Below are 18,406 nucleotides of genomic sequence, written 5' to 3'. Positions count from 1 at the left end.
GTAGGGGTATATTAAAACGTTTTTGAAAATCTGTCAACACTTACGTTTGACAGATTATCGGCTTTTTACAAGTAATTGAACAGCTTCTTTAATTAACTCTTCATTTGAACCATTACCACTTTCAAACTGTTCACGCAAACACTGCTCTAAATTCGTTCCAACAACGAGTCCAATTGTACGATCAAGTGCAGAACGAGATGCTGTTAACTGTGTAATAACTTCTCGGCAATCTTTTCCTTCTTCCATCATACGAAGCACACCACGAACTTGACCTTCAATACGTTTCAATCTATTTTTCATATCTTGATTATATTCCATTCTATAATCACCTCATTACCATTATGTCACCATTTATAACCTATGACAATATATTATACCCTATAGGGTATTTTGTAAACCCCTATTTTTAATTTTTGTCTTATATGTTCGCGAAACAAAAATTAAAACCTTAATCTATAGGTTTTCATCTTTCACTAAATCTTGAAGTAGAAGATGAAAAATATCAATATACAACACGTTCTGGCAATACTGTCCCATACAATTTAAAACCACCATCTACATTCTTTACCTTATATCCTTTTTCCATTAACATACGCGCTGCAACATACCCTCTCATACCAAGTTGGCAAGTGATATATATTTCTTTTTCCATTGGCACTTCATCCAATCGATCACGTAATTCATCTAACGGAATATTAATAGAGCCTTCAATCATTCCCTGTTTTAGTTCGTTAGGCTCTCGAACATCAATAAGGTACCCACCATTTTCAACAATGTGATCTATTTCATGCCATTGCACTGTGTCCACAAAACCATCTACTATATTACTTGCGGCATACCCCACCATGTTTACTGGATCTTTTGCAGAAGAATACGGCGGGGCATATGATAATTCTAAATCTGGTAAATCGATTACAGTTAAATTTGCCTTCATTGCCGTTGCAATAACATCGATACGCTTATCTACTCCATCACGCCCTAAAGCCTGTGCTCCGTAAATTTTTCCGCTTTCTTTATTAAAGATTAATTTTATTAGCACTGGCGTAGCATTCGGATAGTATCCCGCATGAGAATTTGCCTGTACATGTACTACCTCATAGGGTATATTTAATCGTTTTAATATTTTCTCATTTACTCCAGTCGAAGCAACTGTTAAATCAAAAACTTTAGCCACAGAAGTTCCCATCGTACCTTTATATAAAGAATCTGTATGCCCATGAATAATATCTGCTAACATGCGACCTTGACGATTAGCTGGCCACGCTAAAGGAATCATCGTTTCTGTTTCTGTAACAAAATCTTTCACTTCAATCGCATCACCAATTGCATATACATATGGGTCAGATGTTTGAAATTTCTTATTTACCTTTATCGTTCCTTTAACTCCTAATGCTAATCCTGCATCTTTCGCTAAACTACTCTCTGGTTGTACACCAATTGCTAAAATAATCATATCTGTTTTTATAACTGAGCCACTTTTTAAACGTACAACAGTCCCATTCTCTTCTAACGCATCTACACCATCTTCAAAAACAAGCTCAACATTGTGCACCTTCATATGCTCATGTACATATGCCGCCATTTCGTAATCAATTGGTGGCATCACTTGATTTGCCATCTCTACAAGAGTAACCTCAATCCCGCGTTCTCTTAAATTCTCAACCATTTCCACTCCAATAAATCCTCCACCAATAACCGTCACATGACGTGGTTTCTTCTCATCAATATACGCTTTTATACGATCTGTATCAGGTACATTTCGTAACGTAAACAACGCCTTCGCTTCTTCAATGCCCGGAATAGGTGGAACAATTGGTTTCGCCCCTGGTGAAAGAATCAAAACATCATATTCCTCGTTATATGTTTCATCTGTAGTTACATTCTTTATCGTAATTGTTTTCTCTTCTTTATTAATCTTTACCACTTCACTCAATACACGTATATCTAAATTAAAACGCTTTGACATCCTTTCAACAGTTTGTACTAATAATTTTTGTCTTTCTGTAATGACACCGCCAATATAATATGGCAATCCACAGTTTGCAAATGAAATATATTCACCGCGCTCAACCATAATAATTTCATCTTCTTCACTTAAACGACGAAGCCTTGCAGCTACTGATGCCCCGCCGGCAACTCCGCCTACTACAACTATTTTTCTGGACATATTTCGAACCTCCATATTATTTAATTTTTCTCATGTATCACACAGAAAAAACCTATACCTGTATGGGTATATGATAGAGTATAAAAAATTTAATTTCAATCAATATGTCTTTCTTTCACAAATTTGAAACAAATAAAAAAGAACTTAGATATCTCCAAGTTCTTTACGAATGAAGCAATCCATCGTTCCATTTTCATACTTCCTATAATCTCTTTGTAAAACTATACTCCATGTTCCCGCCTAGCGCTGCCGCTGTATCACCAGTTTCTCTAAAATCATGTGTATATATTTTTTCAAATGAACCGAAATCTACTTGCTTATAAAATTCAAAACAAGGGAATCCATCATGCTCTCCTTGAATATCAATACTACCATCCTGTTTCACACATACATTTAATACATAATCCACAGGAGGTGCATATACATTTAATGGATTACTTGCACTCGCACTCATTTTGAATTGCACACCTTCAGAATTCCATGTGATATCAGTGCACACAATATTTTCTGTACTTGCTTTCCCTGTTCTTTTATTCACAGAACCATCTGGATTCGTAACCTTCTCTGTCGTAATACCCGTGTTCGCATATGAAAACACTTCTTCTTTATAAAAATCCACTACTACCTCTTGCTCAACTCTAGAGCGCATCACATTTACCGCATACGGTGTGAATTCACGTGAATCACCTTCGAATTGAATTATTTTTCCTGTTTCCATATCTTTCTTAGCTTCTGTCCAAGAAATTGGAATGAATACACTGGCTCTAATTTTTACGATATTAGTCATCAGAAACACCTCTATAATTTTATTTTAGATATTGAATGCTTATTAAATAAAACAGACCATAATTTCAATCCTAAAACCAATAGATTTCTCTTTTACTTTTCTATTTCCTTCTAAAAAATAGCGCTATATTTATGTTTAGACTGTCGTTTTAAAGCTATATTCCATCTCTCCAGCTAGTGCTGCTGGAGTATCATTTGTTTCTCTAAAATCATGTATATATATTAGTTCAAACGAACCAAAATCTACTTGTTTATAAAATTCATAGCAAGGGAAACCATCATGTACACCTTCAATATTCACAGTACCACTTTCATTAGCTCGTATAGTCAAAAAATAATCAGCTGCAGGTGCTGCTGCGTTTAAAGGATTACTTGCACTTGCTCTCATTTCAAATGAAACTTCATCTTCACTCCATACAATATTTGTACATACAATATTTTCTGTACTTGTTTCTCCCTTTTGATACTCAATTGAGCCATCTGGATTTGTAATCTTCACGGTGACGATACAAGCATCTGCATATGTGAAAATTTCTCTTTTATAAAAATCAATATTTACTTCTTGTTCTAACCTTGAACGCTTTGTGTTCACAGCTTGTGGTGTAAACTCACGTGCATCTCCAGCATATTCAAACACTCTTCCTGTTGCAGGGTCCTTAATAGGTTCCAGCGATGCATACGGTGCAAATACACTCCCTCTAATTTTCACGATATTAACCATGTGAAACCTCCATTGATTCTATATTATATAAATCATTATTTGTTCTACCAACATAATATAGTCAATTTGATTGACTATATTACGCATAGTACAATAGGTATTACATATAGTCAACTTAATTGACTACAAGTACGGAGGTTATATACATGAATCAAACATTCAACGAGTTAGATCTTACATCACTTTTATCATTATCATTTAGCACATTAATCACTGAGCTACATGACAAATTAAGTGAATTAGGATTTGAAGATATTAGGCCAGCACATGGTTTTATGTTCAAACGCATCCTTCCTAATGGGGCAACTGGTATAGAGCTAGCTGAGTATTTGGGGATTTCCAAACAAGCTGTAAGTAAAATGGTGGATTCTCTTGAGAGTAATGGCTACGTTACACGCAAAACACATCCTACTGATAAAAGAGGTAAAATCATCGTTTTAACCGCACGTGGTTTGTCAGTAATGAAAGCAAAAGAAGAAATAGTAGCTGAAATAGAACAGCGATGGATTGAAAACATAGGTACAGAACGAATGCAGATGCTAAAAGAAGATTTAACAACATTCGTTACTAAAGAAAATACAGAGAAATTATCATCAAATATACGACCTGTCTGGTAAACAAAAAACGAATCCATTTTGATTCATCTTCTTCAAAATGGATTCGTTTTCATTTCATCTTTTTCACATACAAAAACTGTCCCGTAAATACGTTCTTCAACATTATTTATGCCTGTCTCTCTATGATATCCGACAAAATCAATACCTACAGGCGGCGTAATATCAACCTTACATACCCCTATTTTGCTCATTTGGATCACTCCATTTCTCTATGTAACTCCCTTTTTTCAAGAATAGCATATTTTTCCTATTTTAAATAAAAAAGAACGGACACAGTATCCTATGTCCGTTCTTCCCCTCACACATACTTCCGATGCACCATCTTCCCATCATAAGAAAACACAACGCCCTTACTCTCCACAATGGACTCCATATGCACCGTTCTTCCCCATAGCTGATGAAGATATGGTAATACTTTTTCTAAGTATTTTAAATCGAGCTCGATTCCTTCGTAACTATGTTTAATGTATAATTCTCCGTTCTTTAAGTAGTCTCCATCTTCTACTACTAAGTACGGGAACCCACCATTTGTCCGCATATTTACGAGTTGATCACGCACATTCTCCCATTCTTTATCTATTACTTTATATTCTTTTCCTTGGCGCTGGAATAAGTACATATCTTCTCGCATAACAAGATCTTTATTTAAGTAGTTTCTTAGGAACGATACGTCCCATTCAATTTCGCGTACTTCAAACATTTTGTCACGGCCAGATCCTGGTTTTACGCCTCGTCGTTTCATTTCTTCAGTCGGATTATTGTACCGTTCTTCAATATCTTCAAAGATTTTAATACCGAGGTAGTATGGATTAATACTTGTTTTTGATGGCTGTACAACACCTGCATTTAATTTCGCAAATTCAATTGCTTCATCAGAGGTTAAGTCCATTTCACGAAGTATGCGTTGATGCCAGTAGGATGCCCAGCCTTCGTTCATGATTTTCGTTTCAAGCTGTGGCCAAAAATATAACATTTCTTCGCGCATCATCGTTAATATATCACGCTGCCAATCTTCTAATTCACGGCTATATTCTTCAATAAAGAGAAGTAAATCTTTCTCTGGTTGTGGTGGAATTTTCTTCTTTTTACGCACATTGGAACGTTCCTGCTTTTTATTGCGATTATCTAAATTCCATAAATCATCGTATTGCGACACCTTTTTCTTTTCTACTTCTTCCTCTTCTAAATCATCAATACTCCATGCGAGCTTCGGACGCATAAGCGACGGATCAATATGCTCTTGAATGGCAAGTACGGCATCTAAAAATGTTTCTACCTCTGCCTTTCCGTACTTATGCTCATACGCTTTCACACGGTCCGCTGTTGCCGCCATACTCTCTACCATATCTCGCTTCGTATTTGAAAAACGAATATTATTTTTGAAGAAATCACAGTGTGCTAAAACGTGCGCTACAATTAATTTGTTTTGAATTAAAGAGTTCGTATCTAATAAAAAGGCGTAACATGGATCAGAGTTAATAACGAGTTCGTATATTTTACTAAGTCCTAAATCGTATTGTAATTTCATTCTGAAAAATTGTTTTCCAAAACTCCAATGTGAAAACCTTGTCGGCATCCCATATGCACCAAATGTATAAATAATTTCCGCTGGACATATTTCATAACGCATCGGATAAAAATCAAGCCCAAATCCAGTCGCAATTTCCGTAATTTCCGCAATCGCATATTGCAGTGCTTTATCATCACTTGCTCTCATTATTTTCCCTCCTTACACTTTCCCTTAAGAAAGTGTATGATGAAGAACAAGCTTTCATGAGGATTGATTGCATAATAAAAAGACACCCCCGCAAAAACGAGAATGTCTCATCTATTAACCTTCAATAATCTCCATCTTCTCCGTAATCGGAGTACGTGCTTTTCCCTCTGGCGCTTTATCGAAATAGCCGATATGAAGAATTCCAACGATACGTTGGCCTCTTGTTAAACCGATTCCTTCTATAAATAATGGATTGTAGTTTAATCCGCCTGATTTCCAAACGCAACCTAATCCGCGTTCCCAAGCAAGAAGTTGGAAGTTTTGCATGAATGCACATGTTGCAGCATAATCTTCATCACGTTGAATTTGACGCGGATCTTCATTTATATATACAACGATTTGTGCAGGCGTGCTTAAAAAACGATCTGATAAAATTTTACCGCGTTTCGCTCTTTCTTCTTCCGTGAAAGAGTTTAATACTGCATCTACTAATTTCTTGCGGCCTTCTCCGATGTATAGTTTACAATTCCATGGTTCACGGTGCTTATGATTTGGTGCCCATGTTGCATCGTTTAATAGTTCAATTAATAAATCTTTTTCTACTGCTTTGTCTGTAAATGTACGAACAGAACGTCTTTCTTTAATCACATTAGCGATGGAAGTATATGTAGTCATATTTATCTCTCCCTTATTTTTATCTATATGTATAAGTTTATCGTCATCATTGATATTGATTTTCAATTTCGATTATACCTTAGTTTTTTACTATTAATCAATGTTTTATGTTGGAAAACTTCTAAAAACGTCATTTCATACTGTGAATAAAAAAACTTGATTTGTTCACAAGTATTTCACATTTTATGGAAATGATATGTGTACAGTTTTCTACATTATCCATCTAGGAGGAGTTTACATGTACAAAAAAATCGCTGTTTGTATGACTATGGCAGCATTATTATGCGGGATATCCACCTTCCCTACATCCGCTGCCACACCAAAAGAAGTAACAATGCATCACCATAAACCAATTCCAGAAGAAGAAGTGCAATCGCTAGAAAAACTCGGCTATAACAAACATGAAATTTGGAAAGCTGCTCATATTGCAAGAATTAGTAATAAAGAAATAAAAGATGTTTTAGCTTACTATAAGCAAAATAAATCTTGGGAGAAAACAGCCGAGCATTTCGGTGTAGATCCAAGTAAGCTGAAAAAGCATCATATGAATAAAGAAACAAAGCAAGCACTGCTACAACAGTTAGCAACTATGCAAAAATCCACACCTGATCAGCTAAAGCAAAAAATGAAAGAATATAACATCAAATTGCGTCATCTTACTGTGTTAACAATCATCTCTCAAAAAAGCAATACCCCTCTTGATGATGTATTAAAAATGAAAAAAGATGGAATGGACATTAAACAAATTGCCGAAAAATTAAATGTAAAAAGAGAAGATATACGAGCGGAAATGATGAAATTAGTGAAGTCTATTAAAGAACAAAAAACAAATTAAAATGCTAAAAAGGAAGAGGCTTTCACTACTCTTCCTTTTCTTTATGAACTTTCAATTTTTAAGTATAAATTCCCGTCTTTCCCAAAAACTAACACAAGTAAATGATGTAAGTTAGGGGTGAGAAAATGTTCGGTTTATCATCTAAGAAATCAAAAAAGACTAATACAAAAACACTTTGTTCTATCCCAGAATTTATACAAACCATGAAAGAATCAAGCGATTTTGTCTCTTATAACATACTTAAAGATGAAACGTTGTGCTTGTTTTATTATAAATCTGTCGTGGAAGCACTTATTATTAAACAATTCATTTTAACTCCTATAAAAAAGGAATCGGAACAAATCCAAAACATCTCTGATTTATGTAATATTATCTCTATTGAAGACATTATTACCTCCCCTTCTATTGATGATATTCGTGAAAAATTATTAGGTGGATATATTTTAATACGCTTAAAAAACAATTCGAATCCTGATCAATATGCTTTAATTCGTGCCGAAAGTACTGTTTTAGGAAAACGATTATATAACGATACAGAAAATGAGTATAGCGTAATCGGGCCTAAAATCGGTTTCGTTGAAAACCTTGATACAAATATCCACTTATTACGCCGAAATATCGTAACGGAGCAACTCATTTTTAAAGAAGTTACCGTCGGATCTATATCAAAAACAAAAGTAGCAGTTGCTTATATAGAAGGAATTACAAATGAACAATTTGTCAACACCGCAATTCAACGGCTAGAAGACATTGACTTTGATGTCCCATTTGATTCAACTATGATTGAGCAATTTATTAGTGATAATAGCAATTCACCTTTTCCTGTTCTATTACCTACAGAACGATTAGATCGAGCTGTATTTGCATTAATTAACGGGGAAGTTTTAATTTTAACAGATGGCTCTCCATATGCTTTATCAGGACCAACAACGTTACTGGATTTTTTCATTTCACCAGAAGATTATTATTTACCGTGGATGATTGGATCGTTCTTTCGTATTATTCGTTTTTTCGGAGCTATATTTTCTCTGTTTTCCTCCGCTATTTATACAGCGGCTTTAACATATCATTATCAAATGATTCCTGCCGATTTACTAGGTCCTATTATTTTCTCGAGAGCTAACGTACCTTTCCCTCCTATTCTAGAAGCACTCTTTTTAGAAATTACAATCGAATTACTTCGTGAAGCGGGAGCGCGTTTACCGACAAAAGTCGGACAAACGATTGGGATTGTTGGGGGGATTGTAATTGGCCAAGCATCTGTTGAAGCGGCTTTGACAAGTACAATTTTATTAATTGCAGTTGCTTTATCCGCTCTTGCATCTTTCACAACACCGACTGTAAAGATGTCTTCTACTATCCGGTTGTTACGCTTTCCTCTTATTCTTTTAGCCGGTGCATTCGGAGGATTAGGCCTTATTGTCGGATTTGTATTTATTTTAGCTCATTTAATTAAATTAAAATCACTTGGATCACCTTATTTATTACCTTTATATCCATTTCGTGGTTTAAGTACAGCAGAAGGTTTTCTTCGATTACCATTTAGTCAAACGGCACAAAGACCTTCTTTTCTTAGACCAAAATCAAAATGGCGCTATAATCCAAACAAATCGAAGCAAAAACGTGATGGTGAGAATGAATGAAAAAAGTTTTATTGCACCTTATCATTATCTTCTTCGTTTTACAAACTGGCTGTACACAAACGTATATAGTGGATGCACAGCGTATTATTCATATTGCTGGATTTGACATCACAAAAAACAAAAGATTCCAAGGAACTATCTTATTCCCTGAATACACACATGGTGTAAAATCTAAGCCAGAGACGCAATCAACATCTGCTCGTTCACTTGAAACAATCGCTTCACGATTAAATGCTAAATCTCCTCACAATGTCGTTGTAGGTCAAATGCGTGTTGTCCTATTTGGAAAAGCTCTAGGAGAACGCGGAATGGGAGAGATTATTACTAACTTACAACGTGACCCAAATATCGGACGCGATGTACAACTAGCAATTGTAGATGGATCGGCTGAAGAGCTTTTAAATTACGGAAAAAAAAATGGGTCTTTATATATTGCTGATTTACTCGAACAAAATATAAGAAATGAAAACATTCCACAAACCGAATTAAACATTTTTTTATATAATTATTACTCTTCCGTATGTGATGCCTATGTTCCTTATATTAAAATGGACGATAATCATTCTGTCGCTGTCAAAGGGCTTGCCTTTTTAAAAGGCGATAAAGTCGTCATGTATACGGATAAAAGACATTCTGTTTTAGCAAAATTACTTATTAATCCTACGAAAAATGGACGTTACGAAGCAGCGATAAAAAAGGATAAACATAAAGGTATGGTTGTTATACAAAACTTAGCTGGGGAAAATAAGTATAATATAGATCAAACTGGCGACATACCAAAAGTAAAAATCGATTTAAAATTAAATGGATTAATTAAAAACTCTCCTAATTGGATTGATTTAAGAAAAGAAACAAATATCAACTATATAAAAAAACAAATTGAACGAAATGTTGAAAAAGACTGTGAAGATCTAATAAAACAATTTCAAGAAAAGGAAATTGATCCTTTAGGAATACGAGATGAAATTAGAAGCCATACGAGAAAATGGAATATAACACAAATTCGAAATATGTATAAAAATGTAGCGGTGGATGTAAATTTAGATCTTAATATTGTACAATCTGGAATCGGAGAATAGTGAGGTGAAATAAGCAATGAATACAATGAATACAATGAATAAAACAAAGACAGTCTCTCCATATTTTGCATTTATTTTATTGCATTCTCTCCAGATTGGTATAGGAATTCTCGGATATCAACGTGTAATTTTAAAAAACGCTGGTTATGATGCCTGGATTTCTCTTATTATTGCGGGAATTGCAACTCATATTGTGCTGTTTTGTATGTTAAAAATGCTTGAAAAAGACGGAGATTTAATTAGCATTCATACAACAACCTTTGGAAAATGGGTTGGCTCTATATTTTCTGTAATTTTCACTCTTTATTGCTTATTATTTTGCCTTACTGTTCTTCGTACATATATGGAAGTGATACAAGTTTGGATTTTCCCTACCATTAAGTTATGGAAACTTACGCTTATGTTTTTATTAGTCACTTACTACATTATAAAAGGTGGCTTCCGTTCTGTGACAGGGATATGTTTTTGGGGTATTGTTCTTCCTATGTTCGTTGTATTCTTTTTAGTCTATCCGATGAAGTATGCACATTTTCGTAATATTTTACCTATTTTTACACATTCACCTTTTGACATGCTTATATCTGCAAAACACTCTGCATTGGAATTTCTAGGGTTTGAAACAATTCTTATCTTTTATCCCTTTATTGAAAAAGGAAAATCTTTAAAGCGATGGGCCCATGCTGGAATTGCTTTTAGCACCTTAATTTATGTAGTTTTAGCTATCGTATCTTTTATGTATTATAGCGAGGGACAATTAAATCGTACTATATGGCCTACTTTAACGATGTTAAAAATAATTAAAGTTCCTTTTATCCAGCGCTTTGAATATATTATTATTTTCGTTTGGTTTTTAATTATTTTACCAAACCTCTGCTTAACTATTTGGTCATCATGTCAAACGATGAAGCGTTCCTTTCATATTTCATTTAAATTTACATTACCGTTTTTTATTTCCATCGTCTTTATAGCTTCATTATTTTTCACAAACCGCGAAAGTATCAATACATTAAATACAGTGCTTTCTCAAGCTGGCTTATATATTGTATACGCTTATATCCCGATTTTATTTCTATTCCATTCATTACGATGGCACTTCAAAAATCGTTCAAAAAAAACTTCTCCCTAGGTGTCCCTTAGTCTGATACAATTTGATTAATACATTTGTAAAGGGGACAAGCGAATGAAAAAGTATGTATTTTCTTTACTTGCAGTACTAAGCTTAATTCTTGCTGGGTGCGGAAGTACTAGTACAAATGACCAAAAATCTTCTGAATCAAAAAAAGAAGAACATGACCACGCATCGCACACTCAGCAAGCTGACATTCAAGAGAAAACAAAAGGAGTCGACACACTTCCGACCTTCCTAGATAAGCTTGATCCACAAATGAAAGATATTTACACCGTCGCTGGACAAAATGCAGAGCTATTAGATTGGATTCCATGCTATTGTGGTTGCGGTGAAAGTGTAGGACATAAAAATAATAAAAACTGCTTTATTCGTGAAATTAAAAAGAATGGTGAAGTTGTTTGGGATTCCCACGCAACGACTTGCGTCAATTGCCTAGAAATCGCAGTTGAATCTGCTTCCATGAAACAAAAAGGAAAATCAACGCTTGAAATTCGTAACTATATCGATAATAAATACAAAGAAGGCTATGGCAAACCAACACCTACGCCAATGCCAAAAGCTTAAAAAACGAGGAAACTCCTCGTTTTTTCTTTTCATTCACTTTTTTTCTTAACAAATTCTTTCAAGTGTATTTCCCCTTACTTATCACACACTATATATAACTCTCGGTAAGGAGGGTACACAGTGCAAACATATAACGACTATGATAAAGCTCTCTATTACACGTATTGCTGTAATTGGGATAAATTACTCGTTCTCATGGTTCAAACGAACGATCAATTATTTTCTAAACGTATTGAGCATTTTTTACACGCTTATCAATACAGTAAAGAACTGCCAGAAGTTGATAAACAATTGCAGCTCCTATTTCAATATATTGACCACGCATCCCAAAAGTCGCATGTAGAAGAAGTAGAACAAATTCAAATGTAAAATATAGCGCTATTCTCTTTCGGAGAATGGCGCTTTTTTAAAATGTTTATATCAATAAAAGTTTCTCCTTATAAAACTTTTATTGATAAACATATTTTTTCTTTCTTTTCCATACCACTTCATACTATAATTTAGTATGTAACTATTATAAGAGAGGTATAAAATATGGGACGAGAAAAAAAGCAAGAATATGCTTTACTTACCGCATGGGGAGCTTCTTTTATCGCTACACTAGGAAGTCTGTACTTTTCCGAAATCATGAAATTTGAGCCTTGTGTTCTTTGTTGGTATCAACGTATTTTTATGTATCCATTCGTTTTATGGCTCGGTATCGCTGTAGCAAAGAAAGATTATCGCATTGCAAGTTATTCTTTACCAATCGCAACTATTGGTGCTTTTATTTCTTTATATCACTATGCAATTCAAAAAGTCGCAGCATTTTCAGCTGCTGGGGCAGCTTGTGGACGTGTACCATGTACGGGAGAATACATAAACTGGTTCGGCTTTGTGACAATCCCGTTTTTAGCACTTATCGGCTTTATTACAATCGCTGTTTGTAGCTTTATTGTCATCAAAAACAAATAAGGAGATGAAAGAATGAAAAAAATGCTTATATTTGGTGGTATTATTATCGCCTTGTTTGCGGCAATTTTCGCTGTAACACAAATGGAAGAAAAAAACGCTTCAACTAGCCAAAAAATTGATAATGCTACTGGTAGTCAAACAGATGGTCCTGATTACTACACAAATAAAATCTCACTTTCAGATCTTCAAAAGAACTTAAAAGAGAAAAAAGAAGAAACAGTATACTTTTATCAAACATCTTGCGTTCATTGCCAAAAATTATCTCCTGTCGTAGTGCCAATGGCTAAAGACTTAAACGTTGATATGAAAGTTATGGATATTGAAAAATTAGATGCTCCTTGGGATGAATATAAAATTCAAGGTACACCAACAATCATTCATTTTAAAGATGGCAAAGAAGTGAGCCGTATTAGCGGTGAACAGCCGAAAGACAAATTAAAAGAATGGCTTGAGCAAACGAAAAAGTAACGAGAAAAGGAAACTCCTTCTACACATGAAATGGGCGTAAAATCCCACACTAATGTATAAGGAGGGGGTTTTATGCCAGAAGTAAGATGTTCTGTTTCCAACTGTTCTTTTTGGGGACAAGGTAACTTTTGTCAAGCAAGTGCGATCATCGTTCAGCCTGATGCAGATGAAACTGGTCAAACTGAAAATGATTCATATACAGCTGCTGTTTTAACCAACGAGACGCTAGAAAGTTCTGTAGCAACGAGTGTAGAGACTTGCTGTCATACATTTAAGCCTAGATATTAACAATTATTCCACCTCATATACGTGAGGTGGTTTTTTCTTTCTCTCTTCTTGTTTACGTCATCTCTAATTCTCCCTATAATAAAGTTAACATTTTTATGAATACGAAGGTGAAATACTATGGCTAAAACAATTGCAGATATCGCCAAATTGGCTGGAGTTGCAAAAAGCACAGTCTCTCGTTACTTAAACGGCGGATATGTAAGTGATAAAACAAAACTTAAAATCGAAGGTATTATTCAGGAAACAAATTTCTCTCCCAATACATTTGCTCAAAGTTTAAAAGCAAAAACAACAAATTTAATTGGTGTCATCATCCCCCGATTAGACTCCTTCGCTACAATGAAAACACTTATCGGGATCGATAAAACATTACAGGAAAATAACTATCAAATGCTTGTAGCAAATGCAAATCAAACAACCGGAACTGAAATACAAGCAATTGAAAACTTTATAAAACAAAAGGTAGCTGGCATTATTTTATTAACAAAAACATTAACGAATGAACATCAAAAAATTATGGCTAATTCAAACATCCCTATTTTATTCGTCGGGCAAGAATATAAAGATCAATATTGCCTCGTTCACGATGATTATGATGCAGCTTATGAGTTAGGGGCATACGTTTTATCGCAAGGCCATCGACATATTGCCTATTTAGGAATAGAAAAAGATGATATTTCTGTTGGAATAAATCGAAAAAATGGTTTTCAAAAAGCAATTGAAAATTTAGAACCGACTTGCAACGTTTCATATTACGAAACAACTTTCCGCATAGAAGATGCCATGAAACAAGTACAACATATTTTAGATAATAATCGCCCAACTCTTATCGTATGTGCTACAGATAACATCGCTCTTGGCGCAATGAAAGTCATTCACTCCCACTCTCTTTCTGTACCAGGTGATATTTCTGTAACAGGATTCGGTGGATATGATATTTCAGAAATGGTACACCCTAGTTTAACGACAATTGCGTTTGACTATGAGTATGCTGGAAAGCTTGCTGCCACTTCTCTTTCACAGCTTGTTGAAAACAAAACTATACCAAAAATATTACACTCTCGTTATACATTAAAAATCCAAGAAAGCGTTGACAAAATATAAAGGCGCTCTATAATAAAATTAAAACCGGTTCCACATTTTAAAAACAGGATTTTCAACATCATTTCCCTGTTTTTTATTTTAACTCTTTGCGGAACCGGTTCCACAAAAGAAAATTTATAGTAAGGGGGAATTTTTATGGATATGAAACAAATTGCAACTCAAGTAATACAGAATATTGGTGGAAAGGAAAACATTGTTCGTGCCACACATTGCGCGACTCGCCTTCGTCTTATATTAAAGGATGATACGAAAATAAACGCTGCAGAAATCGAAAACATCGATGGAGTAAAAGGTGCTTTTGCAACGACCGAGCAATATCAAATTATTTTTGGAACTGGCATAGTAAACAAAGTATATGATGAATTCTCAAAACTAATTGGAATAGCCGAACTAGATTCTACAACATCAAACAATATACCTAAGAAAAAAATGAATCCTATCGCCCGCCTAGCAAAGACACTATCTAATATTTTTGTTCCAATTATTCCAGCTATCGTCGCAAGCGGTTTACTTATGGGTCTACTCGGAATGTTGAAAGCGTTTAAATTAGTTCCTGGAGATCACTCACTTATCCAATTACTTGATATGTTCTCAAGTGCAGCTTTCATCATTTTACCTATTTTAATTGGAGTTAGTGCCGCTAAAGAATTTGGTGGAAACATTTTCTTAGGTGCAGTTGTTGGTGGTATATTAACTCACCCAAACTTAACAAATCCTTGGACTCTTTCAAATGCAAAACCCACTGTTTTACATTTCCTTGGTATGGATATTGATATGATTGGCTATCAAGGTACTGTTTTACCTATTTTATTATGTGTATATGTTATGAGTACAATTGAAAAAGAACTTCGAAAACGTGTTCCGAACTCTTTAGATTTATTAGTTACACCATTCTTAACAATTATTATAACTGGCTTTTTATCACTTATTATTATCGGACCAATTGGATATAAAATCGGTGACGGCATTACGTACCTTTTAAATACAATTTATCAATTTGCAGGACCAGTAGCTGGACTTATATTCGGTGGATTGTATTCAACAATCGTTCTTACTGGCTTACATCATAGCTTCCACGCTATTGAAGCGGGCTTACTCGCAAATAAAGATATCGGTGTCAATTTCTTACTCCCTATTTGGTCAATGGCGAACGTTGCACAGGGCGGTGCTACTTTAGCTGTCTATTTCAAAACAAAAAACAAAAAAACGAAAGAAATTGCAATTCCAGCCGCAGCTTCAGCATTTTTAGGAATTACAGAACCAGCTATTTTTGGTGTCAATTTAAAACTTGGTAAACCATTTATTGCAGCAGCTATTGGCGGCGCAATTGGAGGCGCTTACGTTGTTTGGATGCAAGTGGCGGCTAATGCATACGGTTTAACAGGTATTCCGATGCTTACAATTGTTGCACCTCTTGGCATGATGAACATGATTCACTATATAATTGGTTTCGCTATTGCAGTTATCACTGCTTTTGTTGCCACATTCATTTTATATAAAGAAAGTAAATAATAACGGGGTGAAAACCTATGTCAAAATATAAAACAATACTGCAATCTAATAAAGACGAATTACATTTTTTATATGAAATTGCAAACCAAGATTCATGGAAACCAATTTATCATATCCACCCAACATTTGGATTAATGAATGATCCTAACGGTGTATCATACTACAATGATGAATATCACGTTTTTTATCAGTGGTATCCATTTGGTCCCATTCATGGAATGAAGCATTGGGGGCATGTGAAGTCAAAAGACCTTATTAACTGGGAGCGTATGCCTGTAGCCATCATCCCTACTGAAAGCTATGAATCACACGGTGCATATTCTGGTAGTGCTATCGTAAAAGATGGCCTTCTTCATCTACTTTATACAGGGAATATAAAAAAGCCTGATGATTCCCGTGATGCAAAACAATGTATGGCAACAATGGATTCACAATATACGATGACGAAATATAGTAATAATCCTGTTATTGATATAATTCCTGACGGATATACAAAACATGTACGTGATCCAAAAGTCTGGAAACATAATGATATGTACTATATGTTACTCGGTGCCCAACGTGAAAATAAAACAGGAACTCTATTACTATACAAATCACAAGACCTATACAATTGGCATTTCCAAGGCGAAATTACAACAAACTTAAAAGAATTCGGATTTATGTGGGAATGCCCCGATTACTTCCAATTATCAGGGAAAGATGTACTTCTCTTTTCACCGCAAGGAATTGAAAAAGACGGAGAAAACTTTCACAATGTATACAATGTCGTTTATGCTATAGGCCATTTCGATATTAAAAATTTATATTTCCATGTTGATTCCTATTACGAAGCTGATAAAGGATTCGATTTTTATGCCCCTCAAACTTTAGAAGACTCTACTAGTCGTCGCCTATTGTTTGCTTGGGCAGGATCAAGTGAAATCACATATCCTTCTGATGATTATATGTGGGCTCATTGCCTAACACTTCCACGTGAATTAACATTAGAAGATAACATCTTAAAACAAAAACCAGTTTCAGAATTAACAAAACTACGAACAACAAAAAAAGACATTTCAGGAGATATAACAGCTGGATTAAATGTATTATCAACGCTTGATGATGAAGACTCCTATGAATTAATTGTTACACTTAAAACAGAAGATGCAAAGCGTTTTGGTCTTTCTCTCTTCCACAATGAGGAGGAATGTTTCCCCATTACATTTAATCGGGAACAAGGTACTATTTCTATAGACAGGGGCAACTTCTACCATCAATTTGGCGGAGAATATGGATTTGAACGCTGTAAAAAAATCGATATTCAAGATACGATAGAACTACAAATATTTGTAGATAAAAGCATCGTGGAAATTTTCTTATACGATGGTTCAACAGTCTTTACGTCTCGAGTTTTTCCTCGAAAAGACATGAAACATCATATCGCAATCTTTTCAGATGCAAAACTAAACTTTACCATCACACAATATAAGCTGAAAAGAGGGATTGTATGAGAAATGTCTTTTGTATAGGTGAACTATTAATTGATTTTGTGTGCCGAAATACTAATGTTTCTTTAGTAAACGGTTCAGATTTCGAAAAAAAAGCTGGTGGAGCACCCGCTAACGTTGCTGCTGCGATTACAAAATTAGGTGGACACGCTACATTTATGGGGCAAGTAGGAAACGACCCATTTGGTGAGTTTCTTGAACAAACTTTACAGCGTGCGCAAGTCGATACATCCATGCTCATAAAAGATAAACAAACAACACTTGCATTCGTATCCATCGATCAAGATGGCGAACGTGATTTTACTTTTATGCGTGGTGCAGATGGTGAATATCAATTCAATAGCATTGATTTATCAAAAATACAAACGAATGATTTAATACATTTCGGTTCAGCGACAGCTTTACTATCAAGCCCATTAAAAGAAACGTATTTTCAGTTGTTACAATATGCGAAAGATAAAGGCCATTTCATTTCTTTTGATCCAAATTATCGAAGTGCACTCATTACAAATATAGAACAATTCTCTCAAGATTGTCTAACCTTTATAAAACATGCACACTTCGTAAAAGTAAGTCAAGAGGAAGCTACTATGCTCTCTAAAGAGAGTGATTTACAACAAGCTGCACTCAAATTATTAAATTATGGCGCAAAAGTAG

General features: G+C 34.8%; 20 protein-coding genes and 1 pseudogene. 14 read left to right on the top strand and 7 right to left on the bottom strand.

Features of this window, described 5'->3' with window-relative positions; translation table 11 throughout:
* Positions 1–54: 54 nt before the first annotated feature.
* The 4 genes from MR107_RS20040 to MR107_RS20025 all read right to left on the bottom strand — a co-directional run bounded on the left by MR107_RS20040 (position 55) and on the right by MR107_RS20025 (position 3,674).
* Entirely contained in the window at positions 55–318 is a 264-nt protein-coding gene (locus MR107_RS20040) for a metal-sensitive transcriptional regulator (RefSeq protein WP_000456206.1), read from the bottom strand.
* A 184-nt stretch (positions 319–502) separates the two neighbouring features.
* Positions 503–2,167: a CoA-disulfide reductase gene (gene cdr, locus MR107_RS20035; protein ID WP_048655911.1), complete on the bottom strand. Its 1,665-nt coding sequence runs from the start codon at positions 2,165–2,167 to the stop codon at positions 503–505.
* Between the two features lie 202 nt (positions 2,168–2,369).
* A complete protein-coding gene (locus tag MR107_RS20030; RefSeq protein ID WP_000182093.1) occupies positions 2,370–2,954 on the bottom strand; it encodes a DUF3238 domain-containing protein in 585 nt (194 codons plus the stop codon).
* A 135-nt stretch (positions 2,955–3,089) separates the two neighbouring features.
* Complete coding sequence (locus tag MR107_RS20025; RefSeq protein WP_000247261.1) at positions 3,090–3,674, bottom strand: DUF3238 domain-containing protein; 585 nt, start codon at positions 3,672–3,674, stop codon at positions 3,090–3,092.
* Positions 3,675–3,820: 146 nt separating this feature from the next.
* Here MR107_RS20025 and MR107_RS20020 point away from each other — a divergent pair, with 146 nt between their 5' ends.
* Complete coding sequence (locus MR107_RS20020) at positions 3,821–4,291, top strand: MarR family winged helix-turn-helix transcriptional regulator (protein WP_001076792.1); 471 nt, start codon at positions 3,821–3,823, stop codon at positions 4,289–4,291.
* A 44-nt stretch (positions 4,292–4,335) separates the two neighbouring features.
* Here MR107_RS20020 and MR107_RS20015 read toward each other — a convergent pair.
* The 3 genes and pseudogenes from MR107_RS20015 to MR107_RS20005 form a co-directional block, all read right to left on the bottom strand.
* Positions 4,336–4,482: pseudogene (locus MR107_RS20015) on the bottom strand (neutral/alkaline non-lysosomal ceramidase N-terminal domain-containing protein); the annotation flags it as partial.
* A 107-nt stretch (positions 4,483–4,589) separates the two neighbouring features.
* The gene (gene spoVR, locus MR107_RS20010; RefSeq protein ID WP_001202702.1) at positions 4,590–6,008 is read right to left on the bottom strand and encodes a stage V sporulation protein SpoVR; all 1,419 of its coding nucleotides are present in this window, start codon (positions 6,006–6,008) and stop codon (positions 4,590–4,592) included.
* Between the two features lie 114 nt (positions 6,009–6,122).
* Positions 6,123–6,683, bottom strand: coding sequence for a nitroreductase family protein (locus tag MR107_RS20005; RefSeq protein ID WP_000214819.1), 561 nt, complete (start codon positions 6,681–6,683; stop codon positions 6,123–6,125).
* A gap of 238 nt (positions 6,684–6,921) precedes the next feature.
* Between MR107_RS20005 and MR107_RS20000 the strand changes: the two genes are divergently transcribed.
* From MR107_RS20000 to MR107_RS19940, 13 genes are all read left to right on the top strand, one after another.
* A complete protein-coding gene (locus MR107_RS20000; protein WP_000276968.1) occupies positions 6,922–7,518 on the top strand; it encodes a hypothetical protein in 597 nt (198 codons plus the stop codon).
* A 125-nt stretch (positions 7,519–7,643) separates the two neighbouring features.
* Positions 7,644–9,161 (top strand): spore germination protein, encoded by a 1,518-nt coding sequence (locus tag MR107_RS19995; protein ID WP_071740637.1) that lies wholly within the window; start codon positions 7,644–7,646, stop codon positions 9,159–9,161.
* Positions 9,158–10,240, top strand: coding sequence for a Ger(x)C family spore germination protein (locus MR107_RS19990; RefSeq protein WP_242292632.1), 1,083 nt, complete (start codon positions 9,158–9,160; stop codon positions 10,238–10,240). Before MR107_RS19995 ends, MR107_RS19990 begins: the two co-directional genes overlap by 4 nt.
* Before the next feature lie 25 nt (positions 10,241–10,265).
* Positions 10,266–11,366, top strand: a complete 1,101-nt coding sequence (locus MR107_RS19985) for a GerAB/ArcD/ProY family transporter (protein WP_071740653.1) — start codon at positions 10,266–10,268, stop codon at positions 11,364–11,366.
* 54 nt (positions 11,367–11,420) lie between these two features.
* Positions 11,421–11,933: a PCYCGC domain-containing protein gene (locus tag MR107_RS19980; RefSeq protein WP_000761036.1), complete on the top strand. Its 513-nt coding sequence runs from the start codon at positions 11,421–11,423 to the stop codon at positions 11,931–11,933.
* A gap of 120 nt (positions 11,934–12,053) precedes the next feature.
* Positions 12,054–12,302, top strand: a complete 249-nt coding sequence (locus tag MR107_RS19975; RefSeq protein ID WP_001195459.1) for a YhdB family protein — start codon at positions 12,054–12,056, stop codon at positions 12,300–12,302.
* A 165-nt stretch (positions 12,303–12,467) separates the two neighbouring features.
* On the top strand, positions 12,468–12,887 hold the full coding sequence (locus MR107_RS19970) for a disulfide formation protein C (protein WP_242292631.1): 420 nt from the start codon (positions 12,468–12,470) through the stop codon (positions 12,885–12,887).
* Positions 12,888–12,899: 12 nt separating this feature from the next.
* Positions 12,900–13,355 carry a thioredoxin family protein gene (locus MR107_RS19965; protein ID WP_000738435.1) on the top strand — a complete coding sequence of 152 codons (456 nt, stop codon included), beginning with the start codon at positions 12,900–12,902 and terminating at the stop codon, positions 13,353–13,355.
* A 72-nt stretch (positions 13,356–13,427) separates the two neighbouring features.
* Positions 13,428–13,643, top strand: a complete 216-nt coding sequence (locus MR107_RS19960; protein WP_001115482.1) for a DUF1540 domain-containing protein — start codon at positions 13,428–13,430, stop codon at positions 13,641–13,643.
* Between the two features lie 117 nt (positions 13,644–13,760).
* Positions 13,761–14,747 carry a LacI family DNA-binding transcriptional regulator gene (locus MR107_RS19955; RefSeq protein ID WP_001140402.1) on the top strand — a complete coding sequence of 329 codons (987 nt, stop codon included), beginning with the start codon at positions 13,761–13,763 and terminating at the stop codon, positions 14,745–14,747.
* 135 nt (positions 14,748–14,882) lie between these two features.
* Complete coding sequence (locus tag MR107_RS19950) at positions 14,883–16,259, top strand: sucrose-specific PTS transporter subunit IIBC (RefSeq protein WP_242245234.1); 1,377 nt, start codon at positions 14,883–14,885, stop codon at positions 16,257–16,259.
* 17 nt (positions 16,260–16,276) lie between these two features.
* Positions 16,277–17,752, top strand: a complete 1,476-nt coding sequence (gene scrB, locus MR107_RS19945) for a beta-fructofuranosidase (protein ID WP_000049733.1) — start codon at positions 16,277–16,279, stop codon at positions 17,750–17,752.
* Positions 17,749–18,406 (top strand): carbohydrate kinase family protein (locus MR107_RS19940; RefSeq protein ID WP_242292630.1); only part of this gene is annotated, 658 nt, incomplete at its 3' end. The genes scrB and MR107_RS19940, both read left to right, overlap by 4 nt.

Origin of the sequence: Bacillus cereus group sp. BfR-BA-01441 (assembly GCF_022663075.1) — a bacterium.
Taxonomy (GTDB): Bacteria; Bacillota; Bacilli; order Bacillales; family Bacillaceae_G; genus Bacillus_A; species Bacillus_A cereus.
The sequence above is the reverse complement of the archived record's forward strand: the minus strand, read 5'-3'. Positions and strand labels throughout refer to the sequence as shown.